At 63.8% G+C, this 21767-nt stretch carries 23 protein-coding genes; 9 read left to right on the top strand and 14 right to left on the bottom strand.

Annotated features, from left to right (window positions below; all coding sequences use genetic code 11):
- Nucleotide 1: 1 nt before the first annotated feature.
- The gene (locus tag PE058_RS07510) at nt 2–994 is read left to right on the top strand and encodes an FAD-dependent oxidoreductase (protein ID WP_020087050.1); all 993 of its coding nucleotides are present in this window, start codon (nt 2–4) and stop codon (nt 992–994) included.
- Between the two features lie 29 nt (nt 995–1023).
- Here PE058_RS07510 and PE058_RS07505 read toward each other — a convergent pair whose 3' ends face one another.
- The 10 genes from PE058_RS07505 to PE058_RS07460 all read right to left on the bottom strand — a co-directional run bounded on the left by PE058_RS07505 (nt 1024) and on the right by PE058_RS07460 (nt 9804).
- A complete protein-coding gene (locus PE058_RS07505; RefSeq protein WP_020087051.1) occupies nt 1024–1815 on the bottom strand; it encodes a hypothetical protein in 792 nt (263 codons plus the stop codon).
- Entirely contained in the window at nt 1815–2882 is a 1068-nt protein-coding gene (gene serC / locus PE058_RS07500) for a 3-phosphoserine/phosphohydroxythreonine transaminase (RefSeq protein ID WP_271030264.1), read from the bottom strand. The genes PE058_RS07505 and serC overlap by 1 nt, the downstream gene beginning before the upstream one ends.
- A 12-nt stretch (nt 2883–2894) precedes the next feature.
- Nucleotides 2895–3401 carry a hypothetical protein gene (locus PE058_RS07495; RefSeq protein ID WP_271030263.1) on the bottom strand — a complete coding sequence of 169 codons (507 nt, stop codon included), beginning with the start codon at nt 3399–3401 and terminating at the stop codon, nt 2895–2897.
- A 46-nt stretch (nt 3402–3447) separates the two neighbouring features.
- Complete coding sequence (gene pqqE, locus PE058_RS07490; RefSeq protein WP_026868197.1) at nt 3448–4596, bottom strand: pyrroloquinoline quinone biosynthesis protein PqqE; 1149 nt, start codon at nt 4594–4596, stop codon at nt 3448–3450.
- A complete protein-coding gene (gene pqqD, locus PE058_RS07485) occupies nt 4565–4852 on the bottom strand; it encodes a pyrroloquinoline quinone biosynthesis peptide chaperone PqqD (RefSeq protein ID WP_020087055.1) in 288 nt (95 codons plus the stop codon). Before pqqD ends, pqqE begins: the two co-directional genes overlap by 32 nt.
- A 47-nt stretch (nt 4853–4899) precedes the next feature.
- Nucleotides 4900–5016 carry a pyrroloquinoline quinone precursor peptide PqqA gene (pqqA, locus tag PE058_RS07480; protein WP_020087056.1) on the bottom strand — a complete coding sequence of 39 codons (117 nt, stop codon included), beginning with the start codon at nt 5014–5016 and terminating at the stop codon, nt 4900–4902.
- A gap of 174 nt (nt 5017–5190) precedes the next feature.
- On the bottom strand, nt 5191–5883 hold the full coding sequence (locus PE058_RS07475; RefSeq protein ID WP_020087057.1) for a Crp/Fnr family transcriptional regulator: 693 nt from the start codon (nt 5881–5883) through the stop codon (nt 5191–5193).
- A 198-nt stretch (nt 5884–6081) separates the two neighbouring features.
- On the bottom strand, nt 6082–6336 hold the full coding sequence (locus PE058_RS07470) for an acyl carrier protein (RefSeq protein ID WP_020087058.1): 255 nt from the start codon (nt 6334–6336) through the stop codon (nt 6082–6084).
- Nucleotides 6337–8577, bottom strand: a complete 2241-nt coding sequence (locus tag PE058_RS07465) for an HAD-IIIC family phosphatase (protein WP_271030262.1) — start codon at nt 8575–8577, stop codon at nt 6337–6339.
- 12 nt (nt 8578–8589) lie between these two features.
- Nucleotides 8590–9804: an SDR family oxidoreductase gene (locus tag PE058_RS07460; RefSeq protein ID WP_020087060.1), complete on the bottom strand. Its 1215-nt coding sequence runs from the start codon at nt 9802–9804 to the stop codon at nt 8590–8592.
- 203 nt (nt 9805–10007) lie between these two features.
- Between PE058_RS07460 and PE058_RS07455 the strand changes: the two genes are divergently transcribed.
- From PE058_RS07455 to PE058_RS07420, 8 genes are all read left to right on the top strand, one after another.
- Nucleotides 10008–10289: an acyl carrier protein gene (locus PE058_RS07455; protein ID WP_020087061.1), complete on the top strand. Its 282-nt coding sequence runs from the start codon at nt 10008–10010 to the stop codon at nt 10287–10289.
- Between the two features lie 12 nt (nt 10290–10301).
- Nucleotides 10302–10772: a 3-hydroxyacyl-ACP dehydratase FabZ family protein gene (locus PE058_RS07450; RefSeq protein ID WP_026868200.1), complete on the top strand. Its 471-nt coding sequence runs from the start codon at nt 10302–10304 to the stop codon at nt 10770–10772.
- Entirely contained in the window at nt 10772–11986 is a 1215-nt protein-coding gene (locus PE058_RS07445) for a beta-ketoacyl-ACP synthase (protein WP_271030261.1), read from the top strand. Before PE058_RS07450 ends, PE058_RS07445 begins: the two co-directional genes overlap by 1 nt.
- Nucleotides 11987–12013: 27 nt before the next feature.
- Nucleotides 12014–13294 (top strand): beta-ketoacyl-ACP synthase, encoded by a 1281-nt coding sequence (locus PE058_RS07440; RefSeq protein WP_271030260.1) that lies wholly within the window; start codon nt 12014–12016, stop codon nt 13292–13294.
- An 88-nt stretch (nt 13295–13382) separates the two neighbouring features.
- Nucleotides 13383–14408 (top strand): zinc-binding dehydrogenase, encoded by a 1026-nt coding sequence (locus tag PE058_RS07435; protein ID WP_026868201.1) that lies wholly within the window; start codon nt 13383–13385, stop codon nt 14406–14408.
- 15 nt (nt 14409–14423) lie between these two features.
- Nucleotides 14424–15644 carry a beta-ketoacyl-ACP synthase gene (locus PE058_RS07430; RefSeq protein WP_333780417.1) on the top strand — a complete coding sequence of 407 codons (1221 nt, stop codon included), beginning with the start codon at nt 14424–14426 and terminating at the stop codon, nt 15642–15644.
- Nucleotides 15645–15651: 7 nt separating this feature from the next.
- Nucleotides 15652–16926 carry a beta-ketoacyl-ACP synthase gene (locus PE058_RS07425; protein ID WP_271030258.1) on the top strand — a complete coding sequence of 425 codons (1275 nt, stop codon included), beginning with the start codon at nt 15652–15654 and terminating at the stop codon, nt 16924–16926.
- A gap of 187 nt (nt 16927–17113) precedes the next feature.
- Nucleotides 17114–18403 (top strand): porin, encoded by a 1290-nt coding sequence (locus PE058_RS07420; RefSeq protein ID WP_271030257.1) that lies wholly within the window; start codon nt 17114–17116, stop codon nt 18401–18403.
- A gap of 102 nt (nt 18404–18505) precedes the next feature.
- Here PE058_RS07420 and PE058_RS07415 read toward each other — a convergent pair whose 3' ends face one another.
- The 4 genes from PE058_RS07415 to PE058_RS07400 are packed head-to-tail and all read right to left on the bottom strand — an operon-like array spanning nt 18506 to nt 21760.
- Nucleotides 18506–19501, bottom strand: coding sequence for an FAD:protein FMN transferase (locus tag PE058_RS07415; RefSeq protein ID WP_271030256.1), 996 nt, complete (start codon nt 19499–19501; stop codon nt 18506–18508).
- The gene (locus PE058_RS07410; RefSeq protein ID WP_020087071.1) at nt 19501–20016 is read right to left on the bottom strand and encodes a nitrous oxide reductase accessory protein NosL; all 516 of its coding nucleotides are present in this window, start codon (nt 20014–20016) and stop codon (nt 19501–19503) included. The genes PE058_RS07415 and PE058_RS07410 overlap by 1 nt, the downstream gene beginning before the upstream one ends.
- Nucleotides 20013–20837: an ABC transporter permease gene (locus tag PE058_RS07405; protein ID WP_271030255.1), complete on the bottom strand. Its 825-nt coding sequence runs from the start codon at nt 20835–20837 to the stop codon at nt 20013–20015. Before PE058_RS07405 ends, PE058_RS07410 begins: the two co-directional genes overlap by 4 nt.
- The gene (locus tag PE058_RS07400; RefSeq protein WP_020087073.1) at nt 20834–21760 is read right to left on the bottom strand and encodes an ABC transporter ATP-binding protein; all 927 of its coding nucleotides are present in this window, start codon (nt 21758–21760) and stop codon (nt 20834–20836) included. The genes PE058_RS07405 and PE058_RS07400 overlap by 4 nt, the downstream gene beginning before the upstream one ends.
- Between the last annotated feature and the right edge of the window lie 7 nt (nt 21761–21767).

Here is a 21767-nt window from a genome sequence, read left to right as displayed (position 1 = left end):
CATGAAGCCCTCCGTCATCACCATCGTCGGCGCGGGAATCACGGGGCTGTGGCAGGCCTACACGCTCGCTTACCGCGGATATGCCGTTCATCTCGTCGACAAGGCCAAGAACCCGCTGATCGATGCCGCCAGCTCCTTTGCGGGAGCCATGCTCGCCCCCTTTTGCGAGCGGGAAGCCGCTCCTCCCATCGTCCAGGATCTGGGGCTGCGTTCCCTCGACATCTGGCGCTCGACGTTTTCCGGGATCGTCAGCAACGGCACGCTCGTCGTCGCCCATCCCGAGGATCGAAACGAGCTGATCAGGTTCTCCCGCCTCACCGAGGGCTACCGGGCCGTCAACTCGAGCGACCTCGCCAAGCTCGAGCCCGATCTGCAAGGCCGGTTCCGCGAAGGACTGTTCTACGCCGAGGAAGCGCACGTCGAGCCCGCGTCCGCCGCCGCCTTTCTGCTGAATGCAATACGCCGCCTCGGCGGCAAGATCACCTTCGATCACACGTGGTCCCTTGGAGAAGCCGACTACGTGATCGACTGCAGGGGCATGAGTGCGAGGGATGACGTCACGTCCCTGCGGGGCGTGAAAGGCGAACGGATCGTCGTCCAGACGCAGGATATCGCGCTGAAGCGGCCGGTGCGGCTCTTGCATCCGCGCTTTCCCCTCTACGTCGTGCCGTGGGACAGAGGCACCTACATGATCGGCGCGACCGTGATCGAAAGCGAGGACGACGGCCCCGTCACGCTCCATTCCGCCGTCGATCTTCTGGCAGCTGCCTATGCGCTTCACCCGGCGTTCGGAGGCTCGCGCATTCTCGCCATCAATGCGGGCGTCAGGCCGGCCTTCCCCGACAACGTGCCGAGGATCGTCCTGCGCGGCCGGCACGTTCTGGTGAACGGCCTCTACCGGCACGGCTTTCTTCTTGCGCCCGCCCTTGCGGAGCTCGTCGCCGACTACCTGGCCGGAGGATCGGCGGTCAGCCCGCTCTTCGTAGAGGAGTAAGGGCAAGACGCCGCGCCGCCCCCCTTGCCTCATCCGTGGGCCCTGAGCTCCTTCAAAATGCGCCGGACGCGCGCCGCGCCGCTGTTCGCGAACGCGCCATGAACCTGAACGAGCGACGCGCCTGCCGCAAGCCGCGCCACCACGTCCTCCGTCGTCCGGACACCGCCCACTGATATGACCGAAATCCCATCGAGATAAGACGAGATCGCACCAATCCGCTCGACGCAATCCGACACCAGCACCACGCCATCGATGCCACCCACACGCGCCGCCATCACCGCGGCCGGAAAACGCGTGTCACGGACCCCAGCCTCAATCTTGAGAAGCAGCGGAACGCGATGCCCCTCCACTGCGGAGAGCACGTCGCGCGCGATGCTCAAGCGCTTCACCAGCTTGTCGACGCCCGCGGTGTTGCCATCCCGGCGCAGCGTCGGCGCGGTCAGGTTCGCGACGACGTAGTCGCTGAACCGTGAAACCTGCTTCAGCATCGCCACGTAATCTTCGATGACCCGATCGTCCAATCCAGGGCGCGCGCTGCCGATGTTGACACCGACGCGCATCAACGAGGACGTGCGCTTCAAAGCACCCGAAAATCCTGTCGCAGGCGTGATCGTCCCGATCTCCACATGCCCGAACCCATGCGGTCGCAAGGAGGAGATCAGCTCGCCTGTGCGATCGAAGCCCGCAGCCAGGCCGAGCGGATTGGGGAAAGCGAGCCCCAGCGCGGTGACGCCTCGTTGCCCGAGCGGCCGAATGGGGCTTGTTCCCGCAGTCCGCTCCCCGTAGCGAAACGGACTTCTCTCCCGCACACCTTGCGTCATCACCCTCTCCGGCGTTTGAAATCGGACATGAAGCTCACCAGCGCATCCACCGCGCACTCCGGCACGGCGTTGTAGAGGGAGGCCCGAATCCCCCCGACTTGCGGATGCCCCTGAAGATGAAAAAGCCCGCGCGCACGCGCCTCCTCGACGAACAGCACGTCGAGCGCGGAATCAGGCAGGCGAAAACACACGCTGATCGGCGACCGGGAACCCGGCGACGCCACGCACCGGTAGAAGTCTCCATCGAGCGCGGCGTAGAGCTTGGCGCTCTTCTGTCCGTTCCGCTCCGCCATGGCATCTAGCCCGCCGCACCCGCGCAGCCACCCAAGCATCCGGCAAGCCACCAGCACGGAGAACGTCGGCGGCGTGTTGACCTTGGATTTGGCTTCCGCCTGCCGCGCGTAGCTGAAAGGCGCGGGAATGCCGGAGCGGCCACGTCCCAGCAGATCCTCCCTCACGATCACGATCGTGAGGCCGGCCGCGCCGAGGTTCTTCTGCGCGCTCGCATAGATGAGACCGAACCGCTCGACGGGGATCGGCCGGGTCAGAAAGTCCGCCGTCATGTCCGCGACCAGCGGCACATCCGAGATCTCGGGATAGCACTGGAACTGGAGCCCTTCGGCGGTCTCGTTGCTGGTGTAGTGGCAATAGGCAGCATCCGGAGAGGTATCCCAGGAGCAGGGCACCGGCAGCTCTCCCACGCTTCCGACCGCCGCCACGCGCACATCGCACCAGGCCGCTGCTTCCTTGATGGCACGCTTCGACCAGTGCCCCGTCTGCACGTAATCGCAGTGAGACGCGCTCCCGAGCAGGTTCATCGGCAGAAGCGCGAACTGTGCCGAAGCCCCCCCTTGCAGAAACAGAACCCTGTACGCCTCCGGAAGATCGAGAAGAGCCCTCAATTCGTGCTCGGTGAGCGCCAGGATGTCGGCGAAGTCCTTGCCCGTGAACGGCAGCTCGAGCGCGGAGAAGCCGCTGTGCTTCCACTCGGCAACGTCATCACTGAGCGCCGCCAGAACGTCTTGAGGCAACGGAGCGTGACTGGAGGCGAAGCTGTAGACCGTCACGCCCCTTCCCCCTCAACCGAAGGATAGCCCGCCATGCGCCCCGGCGAGCATCAGAAGCAGCGTGACCGACGACAGCACCGTGTTGGTGCGCGACGACAGGAACGTGATGCGCGCGCACCGAAGGCGCTCCTCGGTCGGTGCCGGAATGAAGCCCAGAACCTTCTTCTGGTGCGGCCAGAGAACGAACCAGAGGTTCAAGACCATGGCGAACCCGATCCAGGCCCCGAGGCCGATCACCGCCGAAGGCCCGGAGAGCGTCAGCGCGTCCACGAGATCGCCGCGCCGCCACAGCATGTAAAGACCAGTCGCCAGAACCACGAGGGAGGCATGGCGGAAGATGCCGTGCTCGCGCTTCGAAGCACCGATGAATACCGCGCGCACCGCCTCCGGCGGATCTGCCGGAAGCACGCGCCGGAACGCCGGGTTGTTCACCACGTTCACCCAGTTGTGCCCAATCCAGATGATGACGCCCGCCACATGCAGCAAGCGGGCTGCGAGATCGATCGACCCAAGTTCCATTCTTTTTTCCGATTGACCACCCGCCCCGAGGGCGCGCGTCTCCGCCTCAACGGTCCGCGAACACCTTGCGCTTCAGAAGCCCCCTGGCCCGCATGATCAGAGGCTTCTTGCTGGCCGGGCCGCGCTCCTCGGCCGTGCTGAGCAAAGCGTCGATGATGTGACGGTCCGGCGACTTCGCGCAGACGGGATCCGTATTGGATGCATCTCCCGTAAGCAGGAATGCCTGGCACCGGCAGCCGCCGAAATCCTTCTCGCGCTCGCTGCAGCTCCGGCACGGCTCCTTCATCCACCCGTCACCGCGAAACTGGTTGAAGCCCGGCGAATCCCGCCAGATCCAATCCAGCCCGTGCTCGCGCACGTTCGGGAACTTGATGCCCTTGATGAGGCGGGCTTCCTGGCAGGGCAGCGCCGTGCCATCCGGCGCGATCGTGAGATGGATGGAGCCCCAGCCGTTCATGCACGCTTTGGGGCGCTTGTCATGATAGTCCGGCACCACGAAATAGATCGTGAGCTTCTTGCCGAGACGCTCTCGCGCCGCATTCACCTGAGCTTCGGAGCGGGCAAGCTGCTCGCGCGTGGGCAGCAGCTCCGCACGGTTGAGCAGCGCCCAATTGTAGTATTGCAGGTTCGCAAACTCGAGATACTCCACACCGAGATCGGCCGCGAGCTCGATGAATGCTTCCGTCTGCTCGATGTTGTAGCGGCTCACCGGCACGTTCATCACCATGGGGAACCCCTCGGCTTTGATCGTGCGGGCGATCTCGATCTTGTGCTCGAACACGTCGAGCCCGACGAGCTTCTCGCTGAGCTCCCGGTCGGTCGCCTGGATGCTGAGCTGGATCTGCTTGAGGCCGGCCTTCTTGAGAGCCTTTAGCCGTTCGATGGAAAGCCCCACGCCCGAGGTGATCAGGTTGGTGTAATAGCCGAGCCGGTCCGCCTCCTCGACCAGCTCCTCGAGATCACGCCGCAGCATGGGCTCGCCGCCGGTGAACCCGAGCTGCAAGGCGCCCATCTTCCGCCCCTCACGCAGAACGTCCTTCCACTCCTCAGTGGTCAGCTCCTTGCGGTACTGGTCGAAATCGACCGGATTGCTGCACCACGGACATTTGAGCGGACATTTGTACGTAAGCTCGAGGACGAGCCAAAGGGGCATGCCGAGGCCGTCAAGACTTAAGCCGGATCCAGCCTTTGGCATGAGCCACCTCCAAGAACTTCAAGACTTCTGCGCTGAGATTGCGCTTCTGATAGCGGCGAGCGAGCTCCGCCGTTCCCGCCGCGATGGACGGGGCTCCGGTACAGGCCTCGAGGATCGCAGCCGCCGTTGTGTTGAGCTTCACGATGCCCTCGGGGTAGAGGAGCACATGCGCTTGCTGCGGCTCTTCCCATCGGAAGTGATAGTTGGGATTTAGCTCGACCACGTCCTCGGGTCTGAGCCGCCTTTCGACGTCCATGTGCTCCTCTCCACCTTCACAGGGACCACGCCAGTCCCTGCTCCCCGTCAGCGAACGTAGACGTAGGCGGTGACCTCGAAGCCGAGGCGCACGTCGCAGTAAGCAGGCGCAACCCACGTCGTGGTGACGTTTCCACCGAACACGGCGGGATCGATATACTTCATCGGCTTTCCTCCTTGTTATCGTAACGAGAGGGGCCGTTTCAGCCCCGCGCGCACTATCCGCGCGAGGCGCCTGCGATATTTTGACTTTCGTTAAACCCGAACAGGCCGAAGCCCCGCGAACGCGGAGACTCACGCGCTTGTGATGGTGGCGACAGTTAAGGAAGGATGGAAATCCTAGGCGTCGTCTTCGTCCGCGTACTCGACGAATCCGAGAAGGCCCGCGACGTCGGCGATGCACACCGTACCGCGCTCGACGGTGACGCCATATGAGCGCAACTGCGCGAGCGCACGCGAGAAGCTCTCGGGCTTCATGCCGAGGCGGTTCGCAAGCAGACCCTTCTCGAACGGAAGCTCGATCACGGCGGGACCCTTGCGAACCTGCGTCATCCGCACCAGAAAGTCCGCGATCCGCTGCGGCGCAGATCTGACCTTGATCTGCTCGATCTGCTCGACCAGGGATTTGAGCTGATAGGAAGCAGACGCGAGCATCGCCATTGCCAGCGCCGGACGCTCCTCGATGCGCGAGCGGAAAGCGGCTCCGTCGACCCTCAGGATACGCGCGGCGGAAACCGTCTCAGCACTCGCCGGATAGCGTCCGCCGAGAAAGATCGCAGCCTCGGCGAGCGTCTCACCGCGCTTGAAGACGTGAAGAACCACCTCGAGCCCATCGGGCGTCGTCCGATAGATCTTAACCCAGCCGTCGAGCACGATGAAAAAGGCGGACGCCGGCTCACCCTGAAGGAAAAGCGTGATCCCCTTCTCGTGGCAGCGGGGAGTGGTATTTCCCACAAGCGCCTGCGCCGTCTGCGATGCCATCGCACCGAAAAGCGGGGTGGACTTGATGATGTCCCAATCGGCTGCGTCCATATTCGGCGAGCCCGGCCTTCTGATTGTCCTGATACTCCCTCATGCGCGATCACAGGGGATTCGCAGTTGATTCAGGACAAATACAGTCAGGTCTTATTGCCACAGCGACGTGGGTCAGCGGAAAACGCAGCAATTTACAGCGCCGCCTTTGCATCAAAAATCCGTGAAAGCGGATGCTAGAAAGCAGCCGGCGCGCGCTCACACGCCATGCCGCTGAAGAATATTCTCGATGTCGCCCGCACTGCGGATCTCCATCATCTCATCCATGGAAAGACGAATTGAGAACGTGGTTTCGAGCGCGCGGATCAGCGCGATGTGCTGCAGCGAATCCCAACGCTCCACATCGTCCGGCGAGGTCTCTCGCGCCACCGGCCCCGCATACTGAAAAACGTCCGAAAAGATCGATGCGATCTCCGGATACGACAGCTCTTCTCTGATCGGGCACGTATCCATTCAGGTCTCCCAGCTCACGGTCACGAATTTCGATGCCGGCAATTTCTTCTTGCCGATCGTAAGGCTCCAAGCGGTAGCGCCCTCGTCGTCGGAGCGCGACGCCGTGAAGCCGGCATTCTCGTAAAAATCCCGCACCATTGCGTTCTTGGCGGTCGGGATGTAGTCGCCGCGCACCTGGGTCACGCCACGCTGGCGCAACTCCCGCAGCAACTCCCCGAGAAAGGCGCGCTCGACCTCACGGCCGATCACGCGGCAGCTCATCAACAGCGTGTGAATGACGGCTTCGCGTTCGTGAATGACGACGGTCGCGACGATGACGATGCCGTGGTCTCCGAACCTGTCGGAGACCTTTCCGAGCACCACGATCCCGCGGCCCTCGTCTCCTGCAATCCCGGCGATCTCCGATTCCGTGAGGCGTCTCGTCGTGAGATTGAACTGATTGGTTCTCTGGTGCATCTGAGCGACCCGCACCAAGGTGTCCCGCCCGACGAAACTCAGAACGAGCCGTTGCTCCAATCCTCTGAGATAATCCTCGAGGCTAGACGCCTCGGCCTTTGCCGCTTCGGCTTTGCGCCCCACCTCGTAGAGATCCGCTCGCGCCTCATCTTCCGCGGTGAGGCGCACCGGCCAGGTGGCCACGAGCCGGCGCAGCCACAGCGGCCGCTCAGCCGGATCCAGCGGCATTTCCGGAACGAGAACCTCCGGACAGAGCCGCCGCATGGCCTCGCGCTCGTGCGGGCTGTCGTCGAGAAAAAGGAAACTGTCGAGCCCGAGATTGAGCTCGCGCGCAATTTTGCGGATGTTGTCCGGCTTCGGCTCCCAGTTGACGGCCACGGAGGCGAAATCTTCCGCCTTGAGCGCCATGCCGAGATGCCGCCCGAACACGGACATCGCATCAGGATTGTTCTTGCTGAGGCCGACGAGCAGGAGCCCCTGCCCCTTGAGCCTCAGACACTCCTGCTGAAGGCCGAGGAAGGCATTGCCCGGAAAATCGTCTCCACAGGCAAGCCGCTCGAGACCGTCGTCTCCGTAGACACCGCCCCACAGCGTGTTGTCGAAATCGACAGCCACCACCTTCGCGGGGCCGCGCTTGAGAAGCTTCCAGGCATCCGCGAACGCAAAGGCCAGAAGCCGCGTCGCCTCCGACGAATAGGGAAGGCGGCCGTAATACCAGAGCTTCGGATCGACCTGATCGCGTGCGGGAAGCGTCGAGAGAGCGTGGTCTGCGTCGATCACAACGATCCGGCTCGATGCCGCAGCCGCGTCGAGTATCCGCCTGTTGATGGTATCGACTGCGTTCCGCACACCGGCCGCATGATGACGGTCGAGAAAACCGATCCCCGGTGCTGCCGGCACGGGAATTGTACTGATCAGCAGCGGAACGCCCGCGCGTGACGAGAACACGTCGAGCGCGCTGCCAAGCATATCCGCACGCTCGGTGAGCACCGCCAGAAGCTCACCTGCCGGCTGCCGCCAGTTGCGCTGAAGGATGCCGTCGAGATCGAGAAGAAGAACGAGTGCGTCGACACCTTCCGGCGGCGCGATAAGATCGGTCAATGCACTTCCAAAATCACCCTCTCTGACGTCCGCACGCCATCCTTGCGCGGCAAAAGCGGGCGTCAGCATCTCAGCGAATGAATGAATGGTCGAAAAGCCAGACACGCGCATTCGCGCGGCAGGCAGACCAGCAACATGCTTGCCGAACAGCTCTGCCGCGGGTTTCAGCGCGTTGGGCACGCGATGAAGTTGTGAAAGCGCGAGGTGAAGCGCTTCGCTGTCCCAGCTCAGCGCAACGAGCCTCCGGATGATCGCGACGACAAGCTCGGGATCTAGGTCGGCATCGAGCGCGAGCGTGCCGAGCGCCGCAGAAATCGCATCCCGCTCATGAAGCTCGCCGCTCGCGCAGTTTAGCCGATTGAGCACCGCGTGTGCGCCGCGAAGCGACCGCGCGAGATCTTCGCTGATAGTGTGCCCGGCGACCAGCAGGCTCTTGGCCAGCCAGCCAGGAACTGCCATGCGGGCCTGCGCCAGAGATCCGAGAAGCAGGCCGACATTGTGCGGGCTGACGAGCGACCAATCGATGGACGGCAGAATGACGCGCTGGCGCACGCATTCCGGCGCGGCGTCGATAGCCGCCTCGATGATCTCATCGATCTTCTTGTCCGGCGCAAGCCGCACGCCCGGGCTTTTGACCGGTGGATTCTTACGGGGATTTCCGCGCTCCAGAGACACCGATGACATTCCCTTCTCTCCTCAGAGCATGTGCTCCCCGCCCGTCACGAGCAGGTTCTCTCCGGTGATGAAAGCAGCATAGGGTGAAGCGAGCATCAGAACGGCGCCGGCAACATCCTCCGGCGTCGCAAGCCGGCGCAGCGGCGTCCGCGAGATGGTCATCTCCCGCATCCGCTCCGGAACGTTCGCCACGAGATCGGTATCCACCATCGACGGCGAGACGAGATTGACCCTCACGCCATCCGGCCCCAGCTCCTGCGCCAGGTTCTTGCTCATCGCGTGCAAGGCCGCCTTGGCACCCACGTAGGGCATCCAGTTGTGCGCGGTACGCCCGAGCGCCGCCGAGGACAGAATGTTGATGACGACCCCGCGGCGCGCCTTCAACGCCGGCAACGCGGCCTGAGTGACGCGGAAGGTGCTGCCCACGATATCGTCGTGGGTCTTCGCCACCGCCGCCCATTCGAGGCGCGAGAACGGCGCTGACTGAATTTTCGGACCCGCGTTGTTGACCAGAATATCGAGCGCACCCTCGGCGCGGATTGCGTCCAGCATCCGCGTCACGTCGTCGCCTCGGCTCACGTCAGCTTGAACCGGACGGCACCATCCACCTGCTTCAGAGATCTCCCGCGCGAGCCCTTCGGCAGCCGTCTGGCTCTTGTGATAGTTGATCCACACACGCGCGCCATGTTGCGCAAGCAGCCGCGCCACCGCGCGCCCGATTCCGCGCGACGCTCCCGTCACGAGAGCGACACGCCCATCGAGAAGACGCGCCCCGTCTTGAACCGGCTCTACGGCCCGCTTCTCCTGCTCCGCGAGGCGAAGCACCTTCACCGTTGCCGTTCCGCGCATCACACAATCGTTGTCGGCCCGCGAAATCGCCGTCGCGAGTGTGACGAGACGCGTTTCCGTATCGATCTTCTCGACCGTCGCGCGCGCCTCGACCGTATCTCCGATGAACACCGGCCGCGTGAACTCGATGCTCTGCGACACATAGAGCGCCCCACGCCCCGGAAGCTTCGTGCCGACGAGCGTGGAAAGCAGGCTTGCGTTCAGAAAGCCATGGACGACACGCTGTCCGAACTCCGTCCTTGCCGCGAACTCGTCGTCGAGGTGCAGTGCATTTGTATCCCCGGAAAGGCGCGCGAATGCGGCCACATCCTCAGCAGTAATGGTGCGGACAAGGCGTTCCGTCTGTCCGGTCCTGAGCTCGAGAAGGCGATCCGATCCACTCGTCATCGTTAAGGTTTCGCCCCGGTTCTTCTGTCTCAGGAAGCGATAGCCAACGCGATCGTCTGCACGTTTGACTTGTGTTAAGCGGCCTTCCGGACGCCGCTGCTACTAGCCACGAAATCGTGCTGGCCAGATTCACATCACGGATCTCTCAGCGCCACGCGATTGATACGTAAACTCGCGCGCATATCTGGACTGGGAGCATGCAGATGGCCTCAACTTATGAAACCGTTGCCGGCATTATCTCCTCGACCAGCGACATACCTCTGGAGCGGATCACGCCGCAGAGTCATGTCATGAAAGACCTTGAGGTCGACAGCCTCGCCTTCCTCGATATCACCTTCGAAATCGATCAGGCGTTCGGGATCAAGCTTCCCGTCGAGGACTGGATGGGTCGGGTCAACGAGGGCAAGGACAAGGGGGACGAGTACTTCATCGTCGGCAATCTCTGCTCGCAAATAGATTCCCTGCGCGCCGCGCTCGCCGAGTAAGGCGGCAGCAAAATGCGTCTTGAGAATTTCCAGATGCTCGACGAGGTCGAGACGATCGACGTCGAGCGCTTGTCCATCGTGGCCATCGCCCGCGTTCCCTACGAAAGCCCCGTCTTCGACGGACATTTCCCGGGCTATCGCATCATGCCGGGAGTTCTGCTTCTCGAGACCATGGCGCAAGCCGCGGGCTATCTGCTGATGGCCCAGAACGGCTTCGCACGCATGCCGTTCTTCGCAAGCGCAAAGACCGCGAACTTCAGATCATTCGTGCTGCCGGGATCGGTGCTCAAGGTGAAGGCGGACTGCCTTCACGCCGGGTCCGGATACGCAGTCATGACGACGAGCCTCGAATGCGAAGGCACGCGCGTGAGCGACGCCCAGCTCACCATGCGCACGATTGCATTCCCCACGCCGGCCCTGGAGCAGCACGTCCGCCGTGAGGGCCAGCGGCTGGGATTCCTGAAAAACGCGGAAGCCGGCTGATGCCCAACGTGCAAGACGACGTCTGGATCACGGGCATTGGCCTCGTCAGCTCTCTGGCCGAAGGCGCGGCGGCGCATTGGAATCGTCTCAGCAACGGGCCGCAACGCCCGGTGATCGATCCTCAGCGCTTCGCCCCCTACACCGTGCATCCGCTCGTCGACATCGACTTCTCCAAACAGATTCCAAAGACCAGCGACCAGAAGCAGATGGAGCGCTGGCAGAGAATTGGCGTCTATGCGGCCGGTCTCGCGCTGGCAGACGCCAACCTCAGCAAAGATCCAGCCCTGCTCGACCGAACGGACCTCTGTATCGCGGCTGGAAACGGAGAGCGGGATCTCGCCCTCGACAGCCGCATTCTGGCCGCCATCGGCAGCACGGGAGAGAGCGGCGCCTACCTCAACCAGGAGCTTGCCACCGGGCTTCGGCCGACGCTTTACCTGGGCCAGCTCTCCAATCTCCTCGCCGGAAACATTTCCATCATCCACAAGGCCACCGGCTCGTCCCGCACCTTCAAGGGTGAGGAGATGGCGGGTGTCTCGGCCGTGGAGGACGCGGTCAGCCGCATTCAATCCGGCCAGGGCGAGCTGTTCCTCGTCGGCGGCGCGCTCAATGCGGAACGGGACGACGCGCTCCTCGGCTGCGAGGTTGCAGGCTCGCTCTACCAGGGGCCGTATCGCTCTGTCTGGCAGCGCCGCGAGCAAGGCGGCGGATTGGTGCCCGGAAGCGTGGGCGCATTTCTGGTTCTCGAAGCAAGCAACCATGCGCACCGCCGCGGCGCGCTTCCCTACGCTCGTATCGCAAACGTCGTATCCGACAGCTCGCGGCGGCGGGCGGGCGATGCCGCAGCGGCCGGCGCCCGCCTCTTCGGCCGCCTCGGCATCACACCCGAAACGGGCGTCCTCGGCGTCCTCTCCGGCGCGAGCGGCGTGGAGCTCCCGACATCGGAAGAGCTGCTCTTTCTCGCAGGACTCGAGCGGCGCGGCTTCACGCCACTGATCCGCGCGTGGGGTAGCGTGCTCGGCCATACGCTTGAAGCCCATTTCGTCGTCGGCTTGGCGCTCGCAGCCATGGCGGTCTCCCACGACACCTTCTATCCGCCGTTCGAGACATCGGAGGTCGAGCACGCCTCAGACATGCGCCCGGATCGGATCCTGGTGACGGCCTTCGGTCATTGGCGCGGCGAAGGCCTGGCACTGGTCCAATCGGCCTGGTGAGACCTGACGGAGTGAGGATCTGACGGAATGGCCAGCAGAACTCTCGATCACAAGGGCCGGCCCGTAGTGGTTGTTACGGGGCTCGGCCTCGTGACATCGCTCGGCGTTGGCGCCGAGACATGCTGGAGCAGGCTCGTTGCAGGCCATTCCGGTATCAAGCCGATCAGGCGGTTCTCTACGCAAGGCCTCAAGACCACCATCGCGGGCACTGTCGACGATCTCGATGTCGCCCCCTACTCGGCATTCGACCTCTCAACCGCAATGGCCGAGTCCGCAGCCGAAGAGGCGATCTCGCAGGCGAAGATCGGCCGCACCGCCTCTTTCCCCGGACCTCTGATCGTGGCCACGCCGCCGTCCGAGTTCGAATGGCCGCACCTGCGCGAGATCTACGACGCTCATCCCAACAACGCGCTCACCGGCTACAAACGTCTGCTCGCCAACGCGCGCCGTGAGAGATTCGGGGGCCTCGCACGCCACGTCCGCTTTTCAGCCATCGCGGATCATTTGAAGCAGCGCTTCGGCACGGAAGGCGCCCCCCTCTCCGTCTGCACCGCCTGCGCATCCGGCGCCACCACCATCCAGCTCGGTCTCGAAGCCATCCGGCGCGGCGCGACGGACGCAGCCCTCTGCATCGGCACGGACGCGACCGTTCATCCTGAAGGATTGATCCGCTTCTCGCTTCTCTCAGCGCTCTCCACCGCCAACTCGGAGCCTACGAAGGCTTCAAAACCGTTTTCGAGAACACGCGACGGCTTCGTCATGGCGGAAGGCGCAGGCGCGCTCGTCCTCGAATCCTATGACGCGGCAAAGGCAAGAGGCGCGAAAATCCTCGGCGTCGTGCGCGGCTGCGGCGAGAAAGCGGATGAATTTCATCGCACCCGCTCGAAGCCGGACGGCGCCGCCATGATCGGCGCTATTCGCAAAACGCTCGCCGACGCCGGCGTGGAGCCCCACGAGATCGACTACATCAACGCTCACGGCACCAGCACACCCGAGAACGACAAGATGGAAACCCTCTCGCTGAGGGCGGTGCTGGGAGATCATCTTCTGCGCACGCCGATCAGCTCCAACAAATCCATGGTCGGGCACACGCTGATCGCGGCGGGCTCGGTGGAAGCGGTGTTCTCCATCCTCACGCTCGAGAGAGGCGTTCTACCTCCCACGCTCAACTACGACCCCGATCCCGATCTGCCGCTCGATGTGGTTCCGGAGCAAAGCCGACGAGCCCGCGTCAGAACGGTTCTGTCGAACTCGTTCGGCTTCGGCGGACAGAACGTGTGCGTCGTGTTCTCCGGAGAGCCGGCATGACGGAACGCAAGGGCAACCCCCAACCATCTCACGAAAGACGATGACCATCATGTACGGCAGCGAAGGTGTGCGGATGCGCAGCACGACAATACGGGCAGCAGAGCTTAGGGGGCAGCGGCATGTGGTGCTCAGCACCCACGACGTGCCGCCACCACCGGCCCCGGACGAGGTGACGGTGCGCATTCGCGCCGTGGCGCTCAATCACATCGACGTGTGGAGCTGGCGGGGCATGGCCTTCGCCAAGCGTGAGTTGCCGATCGTTCTCGGAGCCGAAGCGGCGGGCGAGGTGATCGCCGTCGGCGATGCCGTCGAGACCCTGTTCCGCGGCGACGTGGTCGCACTCTATGGCGCCGAGACCTGCGGACACTGCGCGGCCTGCCTCGAGGGGCGCGACAACTTCTGCGAAGCCCAGGCCAACATGTATGGCTTCCACCGCGACGGATTCCTGCAGGAGCGGGTCAACGTTCCGGCCCGCATCGCCGTCAAGGCGCCGCGTGGTCTCGACGCGACGTCCGCCGCCTGTGCGCCCATTACCTTCGGCACCGTCGAGCACATGCTGTTCGACAATGCGCAACTGAAGGCTGGAGAAACCATTCTCATCCAGGCTGGCGGAAGCGGCATCGGAACTGCGGCGATCCAGCTTGCAAAGGCCGCCGGCGCCACAGTGATCACCACCGTTGGAAGCGAGGAGAAAGCCAAGAGGGCACGCGCGCTCGGGGCCGACCATGTCATCAACTACCGCGAGGAGCGCTTCGAAGGGCGCGTGCGCAAGATCACGGGACGCCGCGGCGTGGACGTCGTGTTCGAGCACGTAGGCCCGGCCACCTGGGAAGGCAGCATCATGTCGCTCAAGCGTGGCGGACGCCTCGTCACGTGCGGATCCACCACCGGCGTCGCCGCCAGCACCAACCTTTATCTTCTGTTCCAGCAGCAGCTTCGCCTGATCGGCAGCTTCGGATGCCGCATGAGCAACATGCAGAGCGTGATGGAGAAGATGGCCAAAGGCCTCGTCACACCCACGATCGATACCGTCATCGGACTGGACGAGCTGGAAAAAGGCTTGGCGCGCCTCGAAGAGCGCAACGTATTCGGAAAAATCCTCGTCACCTTGTAGCGAGCGGAGTTGCACGTGACCCTAAAGACGAGCAGCAACGAGGTCCTGATCACCGGCGTTGGCCTTGCGAGCTCCCTCGGCGCGGATGCGGAAGCGCATCTCGCCCGGCTCTTCTCCGGCGCGCCCGTGACCCCGGCTGTGGACGAGGCGCGCTACGCGCCCTACCCGGTGCACCCCTTTGCCGAGGTCGACTTCTCGCGCGAGATCCCCAAGAAGAGCGATCAGCGCCAGATGGAGCTGTGGCAGAGGATCGGTGTCTACGCAGCCGGCCTCGCGCTCTCCGATGCCGGCATTGCGCGTAATCCGGAGCTGCTCGACCGGACCGACCTCGTGGTCGCCGCCGGAAGCGGCGAGCGCGACACGAAAGTGGATTGCGAGGTGCTGGAAAAGCTCGGTCCGCGAGACGACGCGGCCCTGCTGGCCAAGGAGGTCCTTCCGAGCGCGTTGAGACCGACGCTGTTTCTCGCCCAGCTCTCGAACATGCTCGCGGGAAACATTTCGATCGTCCACAACGTCACCGGCTCGTCGCGAACGTTCATGGGTGAAGAGATGGCGGGGCTCGCGGCGCTGGAAAACGCCCATCGCCGGATTGCCGCCGGCCAGGCCGACCTCATTCTCGTCGGCGGCGCGCTGAACGCCGAGCGCGAGGATCTCCTTCTCGGATATGAGATCGGCCATAACCTGTGGCGCGGCAGCCATTGCCCTGTTTGGGACCGTGAGGACGGCGGCGGATTCGTTCCCGGCAGCATCGGCGCATTCGTAGTGCTTGAATCGAAAGCGCACGCAGACGCGCGCAAGGCAAAGCCTTACGGGCGCCTTGTTGCGGTCGAAACCGGACACACTCAGCGCGAAAGAGGCGCGATCGTGCGAACGCTCGCAGACCTTCTCGGGCGCATGCGCGGCCTCCTGCCGGATGGCGAATTGCCAACCCTCAGCGGTGCGAGCGGCAAGCGCCCCGCGACGTGCGAGGAGCGCGTCTTCCTCACCCAGCTCGCCTCCCAGAACCTGAACCCAATCGTGCGGGCCTACGGCAGCTTGCTGGGGCACGGTGTCGAGGCGCAGTTCCCGGCCGGCATCGCACTCGCCGCCCTCGCATTGAAGAGCGGACGGCTCCCGCCTCCGGGCGGACCGGAGAGCATCGAGCAGCCTCTCTCCGCGCCTCCGCAGCGCGTGCTCGTAACAGGTGTCGGACACTGGCGCGGCGAGGGCTTGGCCCTTGTCGAAGCCGTAGCGTGAGGTTGCCATGAGCAGCGTATACCAGGACAGCAAAGGCCGCCCCCTCGTCGCGGTCACTGGCATGGGCCTTGTCACCTCGCTCGGCAGGGGGAAAGCCGACAACTGGGCGGCTCTCTCGCAGGGGAAATCAGGCATTCGGACCATCAGCCGCTTTCCCACAGAAGGACTGCGGACCACCATCGCCGGAACCGTCGACTTCATGGAAGTCGCACCCTACTCGGCGGCGGCCTTGTCGGCGGCCATGGCACTCGCCGCAGGCAGCGAGGCGATCGAGCAGGCCCGCATCGGATCGAAAGCGGCCTTTCCAGGACCGCTCTATCTGGCGACACCGCCGGCTGAGATCGAATGGCCGCAACGCCGCGCGCTCTATGATCAGGCCGCCGGCTCGGAAAGGGGCTACAAGCGCCTGCTCGCCGCCGCACGCGCAGGGAACTGGAGCGAATTGCAGTCGCTGTGTCAGTTCGCAAGCGTCGCCGAACGTGTTTCGGGCGAGCTCGGCACGCAGGGACTCCCTGTCTCGATATCGACCGCTTGCGCATCCGGAGCGACGGCCATCCAGCTCGGCGTGGAAGCTATCCGGCGAGGCGATACGGACGCGGCTTTGTGCATCGGAACCGACAGCTCGGTTCAGATCGAGGCGTTGATCCGGTTCTCTCTGCTGTCCGCGCTATCGACCCGCAACGATGCGCCCGAGGCCGCCTCACGCCCCTTCTCGAAAGAGCGCGACGGCTTCGTGATGGCCGAGGGCGCGGGCGCCCTTGTACTCGAATCCTATCAATCCGCTGTTGCCCGCGGCGCGGAGATCCTGGGCGTCGTGCGCGGATGCGGCGAAAAAGCCGACGACTACCACCGCACCCGCTCCAAGCCGGACGGCACGGCCATCATCGGCGCGATCCGCAACGCCCTTCTGGACGCGGGCGCGGCACCGGAGGAAATCGACTACGTCAACGCCCACGGCACCAGCACGCCTGAGAACGACAAGATGGAATATCTGTCGCTCAAAGCCGTGCTCGGAGACCACCTTGCTTCAACGCCGGTCAGCTCGAACAAGTCCATGATCGGCCACACGCTCTCCGCATCGGGCGCCATCGAGGCCGTCGTCTCGCTACTCACCATCCAGAACGGCTTTTTGCCGCCCACCATCAACTACGCGCCGCCCGATCCGGAAATCCCGGTCGATGCCGTCGGAAACCAGGGGCGCGCGGCGAACGTCCGTACCGTCCTGTCCAACTCGTTCGGATTCGGAGGGCAGAACGTCTCGCTGCTCATCGCGGCAGCATGATGCGCAGGCCTTGAACATTCTGAGCCAAATCAGAAAACGCCTGTTGTTTTTCGATATGCATATGCCTTTTCTTGATCTCCGATACGTCAGTACAGCGCCGATCTGGTAGATATTTAGGGATATGATTCGAAATGCGTTCGGCAGCGCCGGGCGCATTCCATCTGGGGGGATGGGAATGTCTTGGCAAATGAAAGCAGTTGCCGCAGCAATCGGGCTGTCGGCAGCCTTCGGCTCGCAGGCCGTTGCCGCCGATCTGGGCGGCTCGTGTTGCGCCGATCTGGAGGAGCGTATCGCCGAGCTAGAGGCCACCACCGCGCGAAAGGGAACGCGCAAGGTCTCGCTCACGATCTCCGGCTATATCGCCCAGGAAATTACTCATTGGGACGATGGCGGCGAATCCAACACCTACATTCACGGCCTCGGCCCCACGCAGACCTCGCACGTCAAGTTCAACGGCCAGGCGACCATCGTCCCGGGCTGGACGGCTGGCTACCTGTTACGGATCCAGGACCTCACCGGAAACGCGTTCTCCGGCGGCGCCAACGCCATCAATCAGTTCAACGCCACCAAGAACGATCCGCCAAACGCGCAGATGGCATTCTGGTATCTGCAGAACAAGGATCTCGGAAAGGTCAGCATCGGACGCATGGCCCACGCCGCCAAGAGCGCGGCCATGTTCACAGACGCATCCGGAACACAGATCATCGACAACTACACGTTCCTCGCCGGCTTTCCGCAGCTCATCATCCGCTCAGGCGGCGATCTCAACCCTACGTCTTTGACGTGGGGCCAGCTTGCCTTCTGCTATTCGCAAGCGCTTCCCTTGGGCGGCGACTGCAACGGCATCGTGATGAACGGCGTGCGCTACGACACGCCGACGATCGGCGGTTTCTCCTTCTCCGCATCGTGGGGCGAGGACGACTTCTGGGAGATCGCGGGCCGCTACGCGGGAGAGGTCTCTGGCTTCAAGCTCGCCTTCGGCGTCGGCTACTCAGAAATGCACGACGAGACCACCACGGGCGCGGCCGTCGCACGGGACAAGGATTCGCAGTTCTTCCAGGTCGGCGGCTACGCCCAGCACCTCGCAACCGGTTTGTTCGTGCATGCCGCCTACGGATATGAGGACAACAACGACACGCTGCTGCTGAACGGCCGGCGCGCCAAGAATGGCGAGCACTGGTACGTAAAGAGCGGAATCCGCAAAGCCTGGCTCCCGCTCGGCGCAACCGTCATCTACGGCGACTACGCCCAGTACATCGACCAGCTCGGCCCCGCCGCCCTCGCTCTTGGCGCAACCTCCAGCACGATGGACCGTTTCGGCGGTGGCATCGCTCAGGAGATCGACGCGGCCGCGATGACCGTCTACCTCAAGTACCAGCACTATGAGGCGGATATGAGCGGAGCTGCTCTCTCGCCCGCCGCGACCAATCTCGACGACGCGGATCTCATCAGCCTCGGCGCTCTCATCAACTTCTGAGACCGCCCGGCCGCCGGCGCGCTGCGCGAAAGCAATTAAAAGACCCCGTGAGAGAGCGTAGTCTCACGGGGTCTTTTATTTTGAACCGTCCGCGGAAAAGGATCAGAGCCAGAAGCCCACGCTCTCTCCCTTCGGCACGCCATAGGCACGGACTCCATCACGCAGCAGGCGGGCGGGGTCCGGAACGATGGAAAGCGCAGTCGACAAGCCATCCGCAATGGCCGCCCGCTCCGCGACGACAGTCATGCTCGCCCATTCGCGCGCCGGAGCGCCGGTCGCCGGATCGAGCATGTGCGTGAACCGCCCGTCTGGATCGAACCGGCAACCGTAGCCGCCGGACGTCGCCACCGCGCCGCCCATCACAGGCAGTTTCTCAATGACGCGATCGGGACTGCGCGGATCCGAGATCCCGATCGTCCAGGCCTCCCCGCCTCCCTTAGGCCCCAACGCCAGCTGCTCGCCCATGTTTACGAGCACATGAGAGAAACCGCGAGCCCTCAGCAGATCGCCCACCTTGTCCGTGATGTAACCCTGCGCGATACCATTGAGCGTCACGGCCATGCCGGACTTGAGCAAGCGAACGCGCCCGCCTTCCATGAAAACTTTCCGCCAGCCCACGAGCGACAATGCGGCCTCGATATCCGCCCTCGCAGGGCCGGACCGCGCCGCCCCTTGCTGGTTGAAATGGCGCGCATAGAGCGCCCAAAGCGGCTGGATGGTCGGATCGAATGCCCCATCGGAACGTTGGGCCAAATCGAGTGCATCGCTCAACAGCACACGAAAATCGGCCGGCGCGTCCTCGAGCACCCCGGTCGCGTTCAGCCGCGCGATGGAGCTCTCGGGATCGAAGAGACTGAAAATGCGCTCCAGCCGCGCCGCTTCCACCAAGCATGCCTCGATTGCCCCATGGGCCTCCGCGGCATCCGAATGCTGCAGCGTGAGCGAGGCTTCCGCACCGAGAACCACACCGCGCCACGTGATCGTTTCGAGCCCCCCTGCACGGCTGAGGCCCGGAAGCAGCAACGAGCCGCCAGCCGCCGCGGCAATCGCGATGAAGCGCCGGCGATCGAGGCGCGCCGAGCCACCCGTAGATGTCATCAGGTCCCTCCACCTTTCTCGATTTCTTCATCCGCCAGCGCGCGGAGAACGCTCTCGTAGTCGGCCACTCGCCCGCCTTCGGCGCTGGCGAACTTCTCCGCCGCGACGCGCCCCTTGAACGGAACCGCTTCGAGCCCTCCCATGGCCGTCTCCTTGCCGCTCCCCACCACGAACCAAGCAGAGCGTGCATCGATCCAGGACTTGGGCGCAGGCGTCTCCCAGCTTCCTTCCGTCATGTCATTCACCCAAAACCCGGCCACGTCCGCATCGCTCACGAGATCGTGGTTCACATAGGTGAGCGCGTCGCGCACGGACGAGAACCAGAACGGATCACCGACGCCCTTGAGAAGGATCTGCCCTTTCGGGCCTTGGTGCTCCTTGAGCGTCATGCTGCAATAGAAGCCGGTCGCATCCGGCCCCGGCTCGCGCGGAACCGCCGCCATCTTCGCGCTTTCCTCGCCGCAAGCCGCAAGCGAAAGCGCGAGTCCGAGAACGAGTGTAAGCCCCCGCCTCATGCTTCCCTCCTGCTGAAGATGGCGATGGCCGCCGCCAGCGGCGCCGCGATCCAGGCCACGAGAGAAAGCAGCAGCACCGCCGGCGCGAAGTGCGCCGTGGCCGACAGTCCCGCCATGCCCGAGATCTTGCGAACATTTTCGAACGCGCTGAGGTTGAAGAGACGATAGGCATCCGCCGGATTGAGCAGCAGAAGGCTCGGAAACACCTCACGCCCCATCGCGCCTTTGCTCGCAACCAGGAAACCCATAAGCGCGAGATCGAACACGATGATGAAGAGAAGCCAGAGACCGACTGCCAGCCCCGCCGCCGTGCTCCGCTCCGTCACCAGGACGCTGATGAGATAGGCGAGAGCCAGGAACGAAAGCCCGAGCAGAACCGAACTCACGAGCAGCGCACCGAACGCTCGCCAGCTTTCGGCATCCGCGCTGCCGGTCCAGGCCGCCGCCGCGCCTGCCGCGCCATAGCCCACCACCGTAGCCACCGCGAGAATGGCGCCATGCCCTAGGAATTTTCCAACGATGATCTCGGTCCGCGACACCGGATAGGTGAGCATGAGGAGCAGGCACCCCCGCTCAGATTCGCCCACGATGGCGTCATAACCGAGCATCAGCGCGATCAGAGGAACCAGAAAAATCGTAAGGCTCGAGATGCTGACCACCGTCGTCGCGAGCGGCTTGACATCGAGGAGACCCGTCGGCGATGAGCCGAGCAACGTCAGTGCGAACGCCAATGCCGCGAGCAGCAGTGTAGCAGCCGCGACCCAGCGGTTGCGCAAGCCGTCCCGGAACTCTTTCGACGCCAGAATGAGGATGCTGGTCATGATCCCGTCTCCTCGATTGTCACCGACGGCCGGCCGCTGTAGTGCAGATAGAGATCGTCCAGGCTCGGAACCCGCACCTCAATGTCCGAGCAAAGGTCCCCAAACTCTGCGAGCGTGCGCAACAGCGCCATTTTTTGCACCGCCGGACAATCAACCTCGATGCTTCCCCGATCAGGTCCCAGCACCTTGTGATAGGACCCGTTCAAGCCCTGCGCGATCGCGGGCGCATTCCCTTTGATCCGCACGCTTACCGGAAGGTTCGCCTCCGCCCGCAGCACGTCGAGATCACCGAAAGCTGCGAGCTGCCCCTCGCGCAGAATGGCGACGAAATTCGTCTGCGCTTCTAGCTCCGTCAGAATGTGCGACGACAGGATGACCGAGGTTCCCCCGGCCGTCAGATCGCGAATGATCCCGAAGAATTCCTGCCGCGAGACCGGATCGAGGCCGGTCGTCGGCTCGTCGAGCAAAAGGAGCTTGGGCTGCCCGAGCAGCGCTTGCGCCAGCCCGAGCCGCTGACGCATCCCCTTGGAGTACGTTTTCACTCGTCGCTCCGCGGCGTGAAGCAATCCGACGCGATCGAGAAGCGGTCTGACCTCCGGCCATCCGAGCCCCTTGAGCCGCGCATAGAAGGTCAGCGTGTCCGTTCCCGTCAGCTCGTCGTGGAAGGCGACGTTCTCCGGCAGAAACCCGAGCGCGTGCCGGAATTCCTTGCCCGCGCGCGCCGGATCGCAGCCGAGCACGGTGATCTTCCCGCATGTCGGCGTGATGAGCCCCAGGATGAGCTTCATCAGCGTCGTCTTCCCCGCCCCGTTATGTCCGATGAGAGCAAGACACCGCCCTTCCGGAACGGAGAAGCTCACACCGTCCAGAACGGCATGTGTGCCGTACGTCTTGCCCACATTGTCGATCGCGATGACAGCCATGGGAACC

This window comes from Hyphomicrobium sp. DMF-1, from assembly GCF_027886585.1.
Lineage (GTDB): Bacteria > Pseudomonadota > Alphaproteobacteria > Rhizobiales > Hyphomicrobiaceae > Hyphomicrobium_C > Hyphomicrobium_C zavarzinii.
The sequence above is the reverse complement of the archived record's forward strand: the minus strand, read 5'-3'. Positions and strand labels throughout refer to the sequence as shown.

Coding starts and splice junctions, on each gene's coding strand:
- PE058_RS07510 (WP_020087050.1), top strand. CDS start 2: ATGAAGCCCTCCGTCATCACCATCGTCGGCGCGGGAATCACGGGGCTG.
- PE058_RS07505 (WP_020087051.1), bottom strand. CDS start 1,815: ATGACGCAAGGTGTGCGGGAGAGAAGTCCGTTTCGCTACGGGGAGCGG.
- PE058_RS07495 (WP_271030263.1), bottom strand. CDS start 3,401: ATGGAACTTGGGTCGATCGATCTCGCAGCCCGCTTGCTGCATGTGGCG.
- pqqE (WP_026868197.1), bottom strand. CDS start 4,596: ATGCCAAAGGCTGGATCCGGCTTAAGTCTTGACGGCCTCGGCATGCCC.
- pqqD (WP_020087055.1), bottom strand. CDS start 4,852: ATGGACGTCGAAAGGCGGCTCAGACCCGAGGACGTGGTCGAGCTAAAT.
- pqqA (WP_020087056.1), bottom strand. CDS start 5,016: ATGAAGTATATCGATCCCGCCGTGTTCGGTGGAAACGTCACCACGACG.
- PE058_RS07475 (WP_020087057.1), bottom strand. CDS start 5,883: ATGGACGCAGCCGATTGGGACATCATCAAGTCCACCCCGCTTTTCGGT.
- PE058_RS07470 (WP_020087058.1), bottom strand. CDS start 6,336: ATGGATACGTGCCCGATCAGAGAAGAGCTGTCGTATCCGGAGATCGCA.
- PE058_RS07465 (WP_271030262.1), bottom strand. CDS start 8,577: ATGTCATCGGTGTCTCTGGAGCGCGGAAATCCCCGTAAGAATCCACCG.
- PE058_RS07460 (WP_020087060.1), bottom strand. CDS start 9,804: ATGACGAGTGGATCGGATCGCCTTCTCGAGCTCAGGACCGGACAGACG.
- PE058_RS07455 (WP_020087061.1), top strand. CDS start 10,008: ATGGCCTCAACTTATGAAACCGTTGCCGGCATTATCTCCTCGACCAGC.
- PE058_RS07450 (WP_026868200.1), top strand. CDS start 10,302: ATGCGTCTTGAGAATTTCCAGATGCTCGACGAGGTCGAGACGATCGAC.
- PE058_RS07445 (WP_271030261.1), top strand. CDS start 10,772: ATGCCCAACGTGCAAGACGACGTCTGGATCACGGGCATTGGCCTCGTC.
- PE058_RS07440 (WP_271030260.1), top strand. CDS start 12,014: ATGGCCAGCAGAACTCTCGATCACAAGGGCCGGCCCGTAGTGGTTGTT.
- PE058_RS07425 (WP_271030258.1), top strand. CDS start 15,652: ATGAGCAGCGTATACCAGGACAGCAAAGGCCGCCCCCTCGTCGCGGTC.
- PE058_RS07420 (WP_271030257.1), top strand. CDS start 17,114: ATGAAAGCAGTTGCCGCAGCAATCGGGCTGTCGGCAGCCTTCGGCTCG.
- PE058_RS07415 (WP_271030256.1), bottom strand. CDS start 19,501: ATGACATCTACGGGTGGCTCGGCGCGCCTCGATCGCCGGCGCTTCATC.
- PE058_RS07410 (WP_020087071.1), bottom strand. CDS start 20,016: ATGAGGCGGGGGCTTACACTCGTTCTCGGACTCGCGCTTTCGCTTGCG.
- PE058_RS07405 (WP_271030255.1), bottom strand. CDS start 20,837: ATGACCAGCATCCTCATTCTGGCGTCGAAAGAGTTCCGGGACGGCTTG.
- PE058_RS07400 (WP_020087073.1), bottom strand. CDS start 21,760: ATGGCTGTCATCGCGATCGACAATGTGGGCAAGACGTACGGCACACAT.